This is a genomic window from Photobacterium sp. 1_MG-2023 (assembly GCF_030547945.1).
In the GTDB taxonomy this organism is placed as follows: domain Bacteria; phylum Pseudomonadota; class Gammaproteobacteria; order Enterobacterales; family Vibrionaceae; genus Photobacterium.
Genome location: NZ_JAUORR010000012.1, coordinates 123,797 through 136,468, shown reverse-complemented (window position 1 = coordinate 136,468; position 12,672 = coordinate 123,797). Strand labels below are relative to the sequence as shown.

Sequence of the window (12,672 nt, the reverse complement as noted above, 5' to 3'; positions counted from 1 at the left end):
CCCGGCAACGGGCAGTGGGAAGGGATCTCACCGGACAAGACTCCGGCAGCAACTTTTGACTCTAAAAGCCTGGTTCGTCCGCAAGGAAGCACTGTCTATGATAAAGCGTTCACGAACGCTTCCCCCTATTTCTACGCCCCCTCCGTGAATCAATTTAAAAATGTTCATGGGAGTATGCAAGGGCTGTTTGGGGCATCCAACTATTACAATGGCCAAGGTCAGCTGAATGGCGATTTGGGTGTGAATGGACTCTGTTTCTTTATGGTGTTGGGCACAGCTTCCCGCTTGAACCAAGGAGCATACCATCCGACATTGAATCCCCTTGGAGCTGGGGCATTAATTAATGACCTGGGAACATCAGCCAGTTCGAGCTGGTATGCGACATTGTTAAACACTCCAAAAACGAAAAAGCATTGCTTTATTAAACCAACTTCACTTTACCCGTATACAGACGGATATCAGTACCCAAACAATGGATCTAAAGGTCCAGTTGGCTCGATTGGATCGACCATTTCAGGAAGGCCAGATCGGCGGTACTACGATGCCATTTATGCTGATGGCTATGGTGGGGTGTTGGATTGCCGAAAATCAGCACATGATATGGGAAGTGTTGAGCAAGCGGCCCGCATTCGTCAGCAGCTTGAAGCCGGTACATACCGTGGCTGTGAAAAAGTTCTGGCTGATAACCGATTGTCATTTAATCAGGTGGGCAGTAATGGAGAGGTGACGTATATCAGCCGGGGGCAATCATCGGGTCATACTGCATTGGCAGCAACGAACTCGTTAATTTTCCATAATGGCCATGTTTATCAAACCGCGCCGCATAGCAATGACTATTGGCTGCAGATACGTCGTTATGTTGATGGTCTTCCAGTTGATGGCGATTATAGCGGAGATATTGATTTTAGCAGCCCGTTCTATTTTGTATCTCGCGGCCATGTTGATTTAGACCTACTGAGTGCAAGCCCGATCTTCGAGCATGCAGTTTTTATGGAGGTGAGCGGTAATTTTAACGTTGTTGAGGTTATTGGTAATCCAAATGAAATTATTCAGATCCCTGAGTTGAAAAACGGATGGTGTGGTGTTTGGAATCCATTGATACCGGATGGCAATGTGAAAAAATTCACATTTTCTCGGAAAGTTGTCAGTGGGTTAGGTGATTCAAACGGTAGCCGACAATATACGACGGACCAAGGCGCGACGTGGGCTGGGAGTACGCTGTCATTTTCAAGCGCCGTTGAGAATGGATACACCTCATCACATCCAGCGAATCACGTTCAGATCAACTCATGCCAGGCATTCGCCAAGCAGACGAAACCCAGTGTCAGTAAGAAAATTCTGAATTATTACAAGGGGGTTGGTGATGTATTCATTACGTCTGATTATCGGTCTGACCGTGGAAGTGTCCTGATCGACTCTTTACTGAGTCGTTCGCTGAAAACTGAAAATGGTTTCCGTTATTGTTCTTCACCCCTGCTGAATTACAGCGTGAATGCATCAATCGGTGATCTGATTTACTCCTCTGGTTTTGAACCAGGTCATGTGGCAATTCCGATTGAGTCCAGTGATGGATATGCCGCAAAAGTGCTGGCTACGCAAACTGAAACGAATGGTGTCACTTCAATGCAGTTCTATGGCCAGGTAGTGTTTTTTGATTCGGCATCCGGAACCTGGGGGGATAGTGATGGTACATTCAAGTTGACGGATAAAGACAAGACATACACCGATGACAATGGCCACACACTCAAACTGGCCGTACACGAACTGGCCATTCCCTACGGCTACACCAAAATCAACAGCTGAGGAGGCTGATCGATGTTTGAAAAAATCACAGACGTACCAGCCGCGCTGGCCCCGTTCTATGAAACGGAAACTCGGCATGAACCGCTCATCGAGAACGGTGAGCAGGTTTATTCAGAAGAGCCTCACGAATGGCAGGATGGAGAAGGCAACACGCAGACTGGCACCCAACAGGTGCCCGTTTTCATTGATGTGGTTTATGTCATCCAGAAAACACCGGGTGAGCGGAAATCGTGGGCGGATGTGGAACGCGTCGCCCTGCTGGGTAAACCGCAGGCAGTCATTGAGACGTTCATTGAATGTGCGCACGAGAATGACCGCTGGATGTTCCATGATGAGTATCTGGCGTGGTTATCCATCTGTCAGGAGATCACCGCTCAGAATGACGCACGGGAGCCAGACGAGGACACCGGGGAGTTGCCACCGGCGCAGGCCTTGCCGCCGGAACCTGTGTTTTCCGTGCAGGACGCACAGCCGTACCTGGTGACGGCAGCGAAACAGGCCCGCGATGATGGACGGTACGCACCGATCATTGTGGATGGCCATGTGTTTGATGCTGATCTGCAGTCGTATGAGAATATGACTGGCACAGTCACCGGCTGGGATATCCTGGTGAACGATCAGCAGCTCATCGAATCCGGATTGATTGTTGATGGCCAGATGAAATGGACGCTGGCCAACAACACTGAAATTCTGGTCACGAAAGCTGATCTTGAAAAAGTGGTACTGGCGATTCGAACACGTACCGCACTGTTGCACCGGCAATATCAGGTGGTGAAAACTTGAATGGGTGAAGCCTTTTGAATGCTGGGAAGTTACATTCAAGACTAGAAATATTTTAGGGAAGAAATGTGCTCATTATGGTGGGTAATTTATGGGGCAATTTTGGGGCAAAATAGGGGGTAAGTATGGGGTTTTTTGGGGAGTGAGATAAAGGTCAATTTTCATTATCTTGCTGATAATAAAAGGTTTTTTGTTTTATTCCTTTACTGGACTCAGGTGTTTGCCGCGCCGAAATAATCTGAAATAAAACAATGCTTTGGTTTTCAGTTTTTTCATAACGTTTCTATGCATGTCATGAACACTGAATAAACTAATAGATTTGATAAAGCCCCTGATTGAACGGATCAATCAGGGGCTGTTTTTATTTGTGCCATTGCTGGAAGGCATCAATACAACGAATGCCGGGTAGTTTTTGTTTGAAACTGTCATCGATTCCTTTTTTGCTGTAATTCTTCAGTTCGACATTATATTTTGCGGTGACCAGATCGTAGTTTTGGGAATGAATGATGGTGCCGGCACATTGCCGTTTGTACTGATCCCAGTCGCTGTAATATTTGACATAAAAGGTCTGCGTCCAGGCGCCGCCTGAACCAGTATCATCGCCAGTGATCTTTCTGTTCACGATATTTTCTGCATAGTATTCCCAGCTACCGTCATCGAAAATTGTAAATTGTGCCGGATTGTCATATTGCAGGCCTTCGCGAAAATAGGCGAGGTTCGTGAACTGAAAAGCAATGTTTTTCGTGCCGGGTGTTTTGTCTGTCCGGACAGGCAGATAGATCGTCTGGGTTTTATCAAACGGCGAAGTGGCCGCCTCTGCAGCTGCATTTTCGTCATTTTCACCTGAACTACAGCCTTGAAGTCCCACCAGACCCGCAGTGATGAGAACGAACAGGATACTGTGTCGATACATCATGGATTCTCCTTCGCGATACACATCAATGAATTTCGCCATCGTGCATCAGGCTTATCACTCTTGAGAATACCGACAAAGTTCCGGTTCAGGCGTATCAAGCATGAGACGAGTCGGATGTGAGTCATTCAGAAACTCAAGTCTGTTCTAAAGGAGCGTGCAGGAATCAGTTGATGTCCTGCCAGAAGTTCATTGCCAAGCGGCAGACCCAATCCGGATCATCCAGCGGCAAGTCGTGCCCCGCGCTGGGGTGAACATGCAACGGGCACCGCCAGTGTTCAGCCAGCAGTTGACTGCAGGATATATCGACCAGTTCATCATGCTGAGAGGCGAGCAGCAGTACAGGTTTGTCCGGGACATCTTTATAGCGGAAGGTGGCAGCAGCATTGAGTTGTCTGAGCAGATTTTTCCGATCAGTCGGGTATTCTTTACGCCATTTCAGCCATGATCTTAAGATGTCAGGATCATCTGGAAACATATTCGAAGTCATTTTCAGGATTTCAGCTTCCTGTACACCGGGTTGACTGAATATCAGCCGGAGAATCTTCGGGTATTGCTGCCAGCGAAGACGTTTAAAGAAAGGAGATTGCTTGCCGTCACTGGTGTTTAACAGCACAAGGGATTTGACTTCTTCCGGGTAGAGCCGAGCCCATTCCAGTGCGATCATGCCGCCCATGGAAATGGCCAGCAGATCATAAGTACCGGCATCCGGCGCGCCCGGTATCTCTAACTGACGTGCATGCAGGAAATGCAGTTGCTGATGCAGGTCATCCACCATCGTACTCACCGTTGCGGGGGACGTTTCCAGAAATCGCTGGCCGTTGCCGGCCAGATCTAATGCAATCACCGTCCGAAAGGGAAACTTCAGCTTCAACTGACGTACAAAATCGCCCCAGTGACGCTGTTCGCGTAATAACCCCCGGAGCAGAATAATCGGTCGATGGCTTTGGTTCATACTTAGGATTCCTGAAAATTGTCGCGGTACCAGAGTGAATGTGCCTGTTGCCAGTGTTCTCCCTGAGGTTCATGGCTGAACCAGTTGGTATAAGCTTCGGTCGCATTGATCAGAAAGTCTAACAGAACAAGATGTTTACGAAGTGTGCGCTCCACACGATGTTTTTTCAGCGGATGGAACAGGCCAAGCGGATGCCAGAGCTGAAGCGGATTTTTCCTCACCCACAGCCAGGAGCCCATCTCCAGTGTCAGCGGTAATAAAGTCCGGCCCTGAGCGGTGATTTGGTCATACAGGTAATCCCAGAGATCACCGTGACAGGTATAGTGTCTGGTTTGGGGTTCGAACACGTATTTCTGATGGGGATAGGCCTGAAAGAACATGTTTCTGAGCTGAAAAATGCTGCCCAGGTGTGACACCGGGGTTTGTTTACTTTTGGCATAGGGAAACCAGATTCGGTCTTTCACGCCGAAACCGGAATGGCAATCCAGCGCAATCATAAAACGGCTGTGCTCGCTTTGTGCGATGACGCGATTCACCAGCAGTTGTGCTTCGGCTTCCATGGGAGTATTGGCTTTGCCACGATACCAGGGGATTTTACGGCTGAAGCGATGGCCGCCAACGAGCCAGGCCGTTTTTTCAATACTGTCAACTGGTGCGTTACGCATCAGATCAACATGCTGCGCGTTGGAGCGCCATTGCATGGCCATGCCGACCGGGTTGAGCAAAGGAATTGTAACGATTTGCATTTGTTGTAGTGAACGTTGCAGGCTGATGTCCCACTTTTGTCGTTCACATAAACTGGAGAGAAAGGACAGAAGTACTTGGGTCCCGATTCGCTCCAGTCCATGAACCCCGCCCACCAGAAACAGGCAGGGAAGGTCCGGGGCAGGATTCCCCAATCTGCATTCATAAATCGGAAAACTTTGAGACTGGTAATGAATGTCCAGTAACTTCTCTGCCCGCATTTCATCGGGACGATGACCCGCATGGGTTTGAATTAAAGTCTCAAGCTGGGCAAGTTCGGGCAAACGTTCAGCAATATTCACTCCTACCTCATCATTCTTCTGAAAAAAAGGGCTTTGAAAGTCCGTGCCATGAGTGTGCACGACAATGCTGACAGTGAGATTGCAGCAGCCCTAAAAAGTGATTGTCTTGATTGAGCTTAGTCCCGATTTATCCGAAGTGTTCAGGAATCCACTGAAGCGAGTGCCCAGCGAAATGCTTCAGAAAAGAGGTGTTTACCGTGTTCGTGGATGACTTGCCCGTGTGCGAACAGAATCCGGTCAAACGGCCAGGTCAGAATTTCCTGCAGAGATTGTCTGAGCCGGGTTTTATCGTGGAAGGTTTTGCGAAAATACAGGGGCATTGCCGGACGAAAATAACAGCCGTTGGCTATCGCCAGCGCAACGGTTGCCGGATGATACTGATTTTTCATCCAGGCCATGGTGTCCCCCAGAATCAGGGTTTGTGAGTCTGGGTCGCAGAACACAACTTCTTCCGAGACATCGCAACCGCGTAAGACGGTTTGCAGCAGCTGTCCGCGCCATTGCGGCGGACACTGGCTGCTGAGTGTCTGATCGAAAACAAGATCGGTACGTTTTAATGCCAGGCCGGGTGGTGCATAGAAGGTTGCCTGCGGGTAGGCCAGCCACCATTCTGATAAAAACAGATGGTGGTTCAGGTTTGGGGTCACAATGGCCTGTACACGTCCAAGCTTTGATAAAGTCAGCTGGATTTTCGTTGTGAGCTGAATCGGTGAGTGAATCAGCAAATGATTGTCTTCTAACCGGATCACGGTCATCCGGCTGCCGACAGGAACGCCAAAACGTTTCCAGGGCATGTCAACATACCAGATGCGATTTCGATGCCATTCAATCATTGCTTTCATCCTAAAAGCCAATCCCTTGTTTTGGCGGAGTCTATCAGAGTTTTTTTCTGTCAGAAATAGCGACCTGTATTGACGTGATTTTGAGATAGCGGTGGTTGTGAACATTTCAGCGTGGCATCTGGCTGAATGAATATCGGAGGAATTGCAATGCTGTTCTGGTATGCCGTGAACTCACTCATTCCATGTATTTTCCACGACTGTCATCTCAATGAAAATAAAATAAATATACAATCAAAATGTATTTTTATATGTGAGTTAACATATTCAACTGAATACAGTTAAAACAAGGAAATGGTTCTTTTTATCTATTCGTCTGGCAAGTAGAATCCCATAGGTTTTATTGAGCGTATTTATCAGTAAAAGCTGATGATGGTGTCACAGCGTTTCATCATCATTTCAAAATGAGTCGGGAAAAATTGCGTTAGACTTGAGTCATGGTGATCGTGACGTTTCGTCATAAAAGGAGATGATGATGAGAGGACTTCAGGCCTTGTCGAGGTGGCTGTCTGCCAGACCTTATTTTTATGCCATCGGCATTACGATAGCAATCATTGTGTGGATGCTGTCGGGTCAAAGTAAGACAGAAGAACATACAGCGCAAGTTACCGGGGCGCCGGGGGCGACTGCCACTGAAACACCAGCTCAGGCGCCAATACCTAAAGTCAGAATAACCACTTTTCAGGCTGAGCAGGTTTACCGCAGTCTGACGCTGTACGGTAAAACGGAACCTAGCCGTCAGGCCACGGTGAAAGCCGAGGTAACGGGCAGAGTGATTGAAGTGGTCGCGCAGCGGGGAAGCTTTGTACAAGAAGGGCAAATCATTGCATTGCTGGCCAAAGATGATCGCCCGGAACAACTTCGACGGGCCAAAGCACAACTGAAACAACGTCAGATTGAATATGATGGTGTCAAGCAGTTGAACGCGAAAGGATTTCAGGGCAGGGCGCGACTGGCTGAAGCCGAAGCGGCTTTGGTTGATGCTCAGGCTAATGTTGCATCACTGACACTGGCACTTGAGAAAACCACAATTCGTGCCCCCCTCAGCGGTATTTTGAATGATCGCTTGGTTGAAGTCGGAGATTACGCTCAGGTCGGCGACCCGATCGGCATGATTGCTGATATCAACCCGCTGATTGTACGTGCAGATGTTACGGAATCCGACATTTTGAAAATCCGGCTCAATCAGGATGCAAATGCGCGTTTAGTGGGCGGTATTCCTGTTTCAGGCAAAGTACGCTACATCTCAAAAGTGGCGAATGAAGCGACAAATACATTCCGAATTGAAGTCTCTTTTGACAATCCTGATTTGCAGCTTCTGGCAGGAACCAGCGCTGAATTGCAGGTGCCACTGGAAGAAACTGAAGCCATCAAAGTTACCCCTGCGGTACTGGCTTTAGATGATGTGGGTAACCTCGGCGTGAAAACGGTTGAAGGTGATGCCGTTGTCTTTACCCCAGTGAATGTGGTGAAAAGTGACGGTGATGGCACCTGGCTGGGTGGTTTTTCCGGTCAGGTTGATGTGATTACTGTCGGCCAGGGGTTTGTTCGGCCCGGCGATCGGGTTGAAGCGATTAAATTGGAGAACTGAGGATGCTTGGGATTATTGATGCTGCCTTGCATCGCACCCGCACCGTTGTACTGATTTTGATCTTGCTTCTGGTCAGCGGCTACATGAGTTATGTCAGTATTCCGAAAGAAGCTGAACCTGACATCACCATTCCTTTTATTTATGTGTCGATTTCTCATAGCGGGATCTCCCCGGAAGATGCCGAACGTTTGTTGCTCAGACCTATGGAGCAGGAACTGAGGGGCATTGATGGTGTGAAGGAGATGACGTCCACTGCCAGTGAAGGGCACGCTTCGGTTTTGCTCGAATTTGATGCTGGTGCGGATCCCAAAGAATCACTGGCGGATGTTCGGGAGAAAGTCAGTCTGGCAAAAGCCAAACTGCCTGATGAAACCGATGAACCCACGGTGAATGAAGTTACCATGGCGACAGAAAATCCTGCCATCACGGTGATGTTATCCGGTTCAGCCCCAGAGCGAGCATTAATTACCATTGCCCGGGATCTGAAAGACAAGCTTGAAGGCATGCGGGAAGTTCTGGAAGTCGACATTGGGGGTGACCGGGAAGATATGATTGAAATCCTGGTCGATCCACTGTTGATGGAAAGTTACGATCTGGATCAGGGGGATATCTATAATCTGATTTCCCGGAATAACCGTCTGGTTGCCGCCGGTACACTGGACAGCGGGGAAGGCCGGTTTCCGATCAAACTGCCTGCGGTGTTCGACAATATTAAAGATGTCATGGAAATGCCGGTCAAAGTGTCCGGTGATAAAGTGGTGACCTTTGGTGATGTCGCCACGGTGCGGCGCACCTTTCAGGATGCAGAATCCTATGCACGGGTGAACGGGCAGCCAGCGGTTTCGCTGGAGGTGAAAAAACGTCCGGGTGAAAACATTATTGAAACGGTGGACCAGGTCAAAGCCTTGATCAGTCAGGAGCAAGAATTCTGGCCACCGAACATTCATGTCGACTATACCGGCGATCAGTCCAAGCATGTGAAAACCATGCTGAACGATCTCCAGAACAACGTCCTTTCTGCCATTTTGCTGGTTGTGATTGTGATCATCGCCATTCTGGGCGGGCGAACAGCACTACTGGTCGGGATTGCCATTCCCGGTTCTTTTTTAACCGGGATACTGGCGCTGTCTGTGCTGGGTTACACGGTGAATATGGTTGTGCTGTTCGCGCTGATTATGGCGGTCGGGATGCTGGTGGATGGTGCGATTGTGGTCACTGAGTATGCGGATCGGGAAATGAGCGAAGGCACTCCCCGATATGAAGCTTACAAGAAAGCCTCGAAGCGGATGGCATGGCCCATTATTGCGTCAACGGCAACCACATTGGCTGCTTTTGGTCCCTTGCTGTTCTGGCCGGGTATCATGGGCGAGTTCATGAAGTTCCTGCCGCTGACTCTGATCATGACGCTGGTTGCCTCTTTACTGATGGCACTCATCTTTGTTCCCACACTGGGCGGATTGATCGGTCGGCCAAGAAATATCTCGGCTGAAAAGCGTCAGCGTTTTATTGAAGCGGAAGAGGGCGACATTGAACATCTGCCGGGTGCGACGGGGACTTATGTTCGTGTGCTCAAAGGCGCACTGAAGCGGCCATGGAAAGTGCTGATGGGGGCGCTGGTCTTTTCTGCGGCTGTGATCGTTTTGTACGGTCAGGCCGGAAATGGGACGGAGTTCTTTCCCGAGGTGGAACCTGAAGGATTCAATATTGTGGTCCGGTCTCAGGGGGATCTGTCGATTGAAGAAAAAGATGTGCTGGTGCAGGAAGTTGAACATCAGTTGCTGGCTTTACCCGAAGTGGAAACTTTGTATGCACGAACCGGGGGCGATGACCGTATCGGCACCATTCGTGTCAATCTGATCGACTGGCAGGAACGTCGTCCTGCGGAAGAAACGATTGCAGCGGTGCGGGAACGAACCGCCGGATTAGCTGGCATCCGGATTGAAGTTCAGAAAGATGAGTCCGGCCCGCCAACCGGAGATAAAGATGTCAATCTGGAAATCAGTTCCCGTTTCCCGGAAGTATTGAAAGACACGGTGGCGAAAGTCCGCAAAGAGCTGGAATCGAACCCGGCCTTCACCAATATTGACGACACCAGCCCGAAACCCGGGATTGAGTGGCAGATTAAAGTCAGAAGAGACGATGCTGCGCGCTTCGGTGCGGATGCGACGCTAGTCGGGAATAACGTTCAGTTTGTCACAACAGGCTTAACTCTGGGTGAGTACCGTGCTGATGATGTGGATGATGAAATGGATATCCGGGTGCGCTTTCCGGAGCAGTATCGCCATATCACGCGTCTCGAAGAACTGCGACTGAAAACCGCGCAGGGACAGGTGCCTTTAAGTAATTTCAGCACGTTGCAAGCGGCCAATAAACTCGACACCATCGAGAAAGTCGATGGCCGTCAGGCCTTGTCAGTGACGGCTGATATGGCACCGGGCTACAACCTGAGTATTGTGCTGCCTCAGGTCATGGCACGATTGCCGGAGCTGGGACTGGATCCTCGCGCTCAGATCACCTTACGGGGTGAAAATGAGGAGCAGGAAAAAGCCTCTGCATTTCTGAGCAAGGCGTTCATGATTGCGATGGCGGTGATGGCGATTATTCTGGTGACTCAGTTCAATTCGCTTTATCAGGCGTTCCTGATTCTAACGGCAGTGCTGTTCTCAACCGTGGGCGTTTTGCTGGGGCTGCTGGTCTTCAATCAGCCGTTTGGGATTGTGATGTCCGGAATCGGGATCATCTCGCTGGCGGGGATTGTGGTGAACAACAATATTGTTCTGATTGATACTTACAATGTGTTGCGTCATCAGGGTATGGAGCCAATCGAAGCGATTCTGAGAACCGGGGCACAACGTTTGCGTCCCGTACTCATGACCACAGTGACGACCATTCTGGGCCTGATGCCGATGGTGATGATGGTGAACGTGGATCTGATTCAGCGGAAAGTTGAATTTGGCGCACCGTCCACGCAAATGTGGGCACAGCTGGCGACCGCTGTTGCAGGTGGCCTTGCATTCGCAACGGTTCTGACCCTGGTGATCACGCCCTGTATGCTGGCCTTGGGGATTCGTCGTCAGTTACGTAAAGATGCGAAAGCCAGACAACGGCAGGCACCGCACCTGATTGATGATGAAGCAGAACACTTGAATGAACGCGAACAGAAAGCACTCGAAAGAGTGGGTTAAGTTGGATTCATCATGTGTTCAATGAAAAACGCCACCGAATCCGGTGGCGTTTTGTTAGAGGCTTCAACATCGTGATCAGGCAATTACAACAAAGAAGATAGCGGTCGCGACAATTCCGATCAGTGCATATGGGATCTGCGTCAGGGCGTGTTGCATGGCGGTACAGCCGCTGCCTTGTGCAGAAAGCACAGTGGAATCACTGAAGAAACAGGCGTGGCTGCCTGCAGCAGAAGCAGAAAGCAGGGCGCCAATTGTAATGGACACCGGGACGCCCAGATGTGCCCCAAGCGGGAAGACGATTGGCATTGCGACGGCAAACAAACCCCAGGACGAAGCCGTTGCGAACACCAGCGCCGCCATCACCAGGAAGATGATTGCAGGGAACATTTCTGCAGTAAGCCAGGGGGCGACGGTTTCGATCACGTACTGCGTCAGGCCCAGCTGGTCATTGACATTTTTCAGCATAAAACCGGCTATCACGGTCGCCAGAGGCAGCATCATGATTTTGATCCCGTCATACACGGCTTCAAACATGGTGTTGACTGGCATCAGGCGCTGCAGACTATACAGGAACATGGTAAAGATCATCGCGACGAATACACCGGCCAGCAGATCGATATCGAAATACCAGCTTGCGGCGACCAGTACGATCATGGGCAGTGCGAAGTTCAGGACACCCATGGTGGAATTCGGATGCGGTTTCACATCTTCACCCATGGCGATATCAACACCGCCCTCGGGCTGCACCTGGCCATTTTGTGCGCGCTTTTCAGCGGCTTTCATTGCGCCTAGATCCGGGATTTTGCCCATGGCCACCAGGAAGACCACCAGCAGGGTTACCCAGCCGTAAGCCATGTACGGAATAGCTTCGATATAGGCGGTAATGCCTTTACCGGACGCGGCAATATCGTTGTCTTCCAGTAAAGAGCTGAAGAAGATCGCCCAGGTTGAAATGGGAAGCAAAATACAGACAGGTGCCGCCGTTGAGTCAACTAGATAGGCCAGCTTCTCGCGGGAGATATTGTAGCTGTCGGTAATCCGCTTCATGGACGATGAAATCGCAATCGCATTCAGATAATCGTCAATAAAGACCAGAATTCCCAGCACGAAAGTCAGCACCATGGACTGGCGCTTACTTTTCACCTTCGTGACCAGCGCTTCACTAAAGCTCAGAATACTGCCGCCTTTTTCCAGGATGGTGATCATTCCGCCCATCAGACCGCAGACAAGAATCAGCCAGGCGATGGTTTCATCCATCATGACCGTCATGGACATATCGACGACATTTCCGACGATCGCTTGCGGATCAATCATGATCAATCCGGCAAGTGCGCCGCTGAACAGCGCCTCGACTGTTCGGTGTGTCAGGAGTGCTACGGCCAGCACAAAAAGTGTCGGTAACAAACTGAACCAGCCGTATGAGGTTCCGGCTTCATGGGTATTGCCGATCAAGGCAAAGGTGCCGATGATGCCTGCAATCGCCAGAACCGCCGACAGACTCTTCATATTTGGCTTTTGCGGTGCATCTAATAAAGGTGTTTTCACTGTCATACAAGAATT

General features: G+C 49.9%; 9 protein-coding genes. 4 read left to right on the top strand and 5 right to left on the bottom strand.

Annotated elements, in window-relative coordinates:
- The coding region (locus Q4579_RS12655; RefSeq protein ID WP_303564706.1) for a hypothetical protein at nucleotides 1-1,803 on the top strand (1,803 nt) is incomplete at its 5' end.
- Nucleotides 1,804-1,815: 12 nt separating this feature from the next.
- Nucleotides 1,816-2,586: a DUF4376 domain-containing protein gene (locus tag Q4579_RS12650; RefSeq protein WP_303564705.1), complete on the top strand. Its 771-nt coding sequence runs from the start codon at nucleotides 1,816-1,818 to the stop codon at nucleotides 2,584-2,586.
- Nucleotides 2,587-2,944: 358 nt separating this feature from the next.
- Here Q4579_RS12650 and Q4579_RS12645 read toward each other — a convergent pair whose 3' ends face one another.
- The 4 genes from Q4579_RS12645 to Q4579_RS12630 all read right to left on the bottom strand — a co-directional run bounded on the left by Q4579_RS12645 (nucleotide 2,945) and on the right by Q4579_RS12630 (nucleotide 6,330).
- Entirely contained in the window at nucleotides 2,945-3,499 is a 555-nt protein-coding gene (locus Q4579_RS12645) for a hypothetical protein (RefSeq protein ID WP_303564704.1), read from the bottom strand.
- 163 nt (nucleotides 3,500-3,662) lie between these two features.
- Nucleotides 3,663-4,451 carry an alpha/beta fold hydrolase gene (locus Q4579_RS12640; RefSeq protein WP_303564703.1) on the bottom strand — a complete coding sequence of 263 codons (789 nt, stop codon included), beginning with the start codon at nucleotides 4,449-4,451 and terminating at the stop codon, nucleotides 3,663-3,665.
- Nucleotides 4,452-4,453: 2 nt separating this feature from the next.
- Nucleotides 4,454-5,497 (bottom strand): M14 family zinc carboxypeptidase, encoded by a 1,044-nt coding sequence (locus Q4579_RS12635; protein ID WP_303564702.1) that lies wholly within the window; start codon nucleotides 5,495-5,497, stop codon nucleotides 4,454-4,456.
- 140 nt (nucleotides 5,498-5,637) lie between these two features.
- A complete protein-coding gene (locus tag Q4579_RS12630; RefSeq protein ID WP_303564701.1) occupies nucleotides 5,638-6,330 on the bottom strand; it encodes a DUF4336 domain-containing protein in 693 nt (230 codons plus the stop codon).
- A 481-nt stretch (nucleotides 6,331-6,811) separates the two neighbouring features.
- On the opposite strand from Q4579_RS12630, the gene Q4579_RS12625 reads away from it, so the two are divergent.
- Both Q4579_RS12625 and Q4579_RS12620 read left to right on the top strand, forming a co-directional pair.
- Nucleotides 6,812-7,927 carry an efflux RND transporter periplasmic adaptor subunit gene (locus tag Q4579_RS12625; protein WP_303564699.1) on the top strand — a complete coding sequence of 372 codons (1,116 nt, stop codon included), beginning with the start codon at nucleotides 6,812-6,814 and terminating at the stop codon, nucleotides 7,925-7,927.
- 2 nt (nucleotides 7,928-7,929) lie between these two features.
- On the top strand, nucleotides 7,930-11,112 hold the full coding sequence (locus tag Q4579_RS12620) for an efflux RND transporter permease subunit (protein ID WP_303564697.1): 3,183 nt from the start codon (nucleotides 7,930-7,932) through the stop codon (nucleotides 11,110-11,112).
- Between the two features lie 75 nt (nucleotides 11,113-11,187).
- Here Q4579_RS12620 and Q4579_RS12615 read toward each other — a convergent pair whose 3' ends face one another.
- Entirely contained in the window at nucleotides 11,188-12,663 is a 1,476-nt protein-coding gene (locus tag Q4579_RS12615; protein WP_303564695.1) for a Na+/H+ antiporter NhaC family protein, read from the bottom strand.
- Nucleotides 12,664-12,672: the final 9 nt, after the last annotated feature.

Excerpts from the sequence above, each read along its gene's own strand:
- Q4579_RS12630 (WP_303564701.1), bottom strand. The coding sequence starts at position 6,330 with ATGATTGAATGGCATCGAAATCGCATCTGGTATGTTGACATGCCCTGG.
- Q4579_RS12625 (WP_303564699.1), top strand. The coding sequence starts at position 6,812 with ATGAGAGGACTTCAGGCCTTGTCGAGGTGGCTGTCTGCCAGACCTTAT.
- Q4579_RS12650 (WP_303564705.1), top strand. The coding sequence starts at position 1,816 with ATGTTTGAAAAAATCACAGACGTACCAGCCGCGCTGGCCCCGTTCTAT.
- Q4579_RS12645 (WP_303564704.1), bottom strand. The coding sequence starts at position 3,499 with ATGATGTATCGACACAGTATCCTGTTCGTTCTCATCACTGCGGGTCTG.
- Q4579_RS12620 (WP_303564697.1), top strand. The coding sequence starts at position 7,930 with ATGCTTGGGATTATTGATGCTGCCTTGCATCGCACCCGCACCGTTGTA.
- Q4579_RS12615 (WP_303564695.1), bottom strand. The coding sequence starts at position 12,663 with ATGACAGTGAAAACACCTTTATTAGATGCACCGCAAAAGCCAAATATG.
- Q4579_RS12640 (WP_303564703.1), bottom strand. The coding sequence starts at position 4,451 with ATGAACCAAAGCCATCGACCGATTATTCTGCTCCGGGGGTTATTACGC.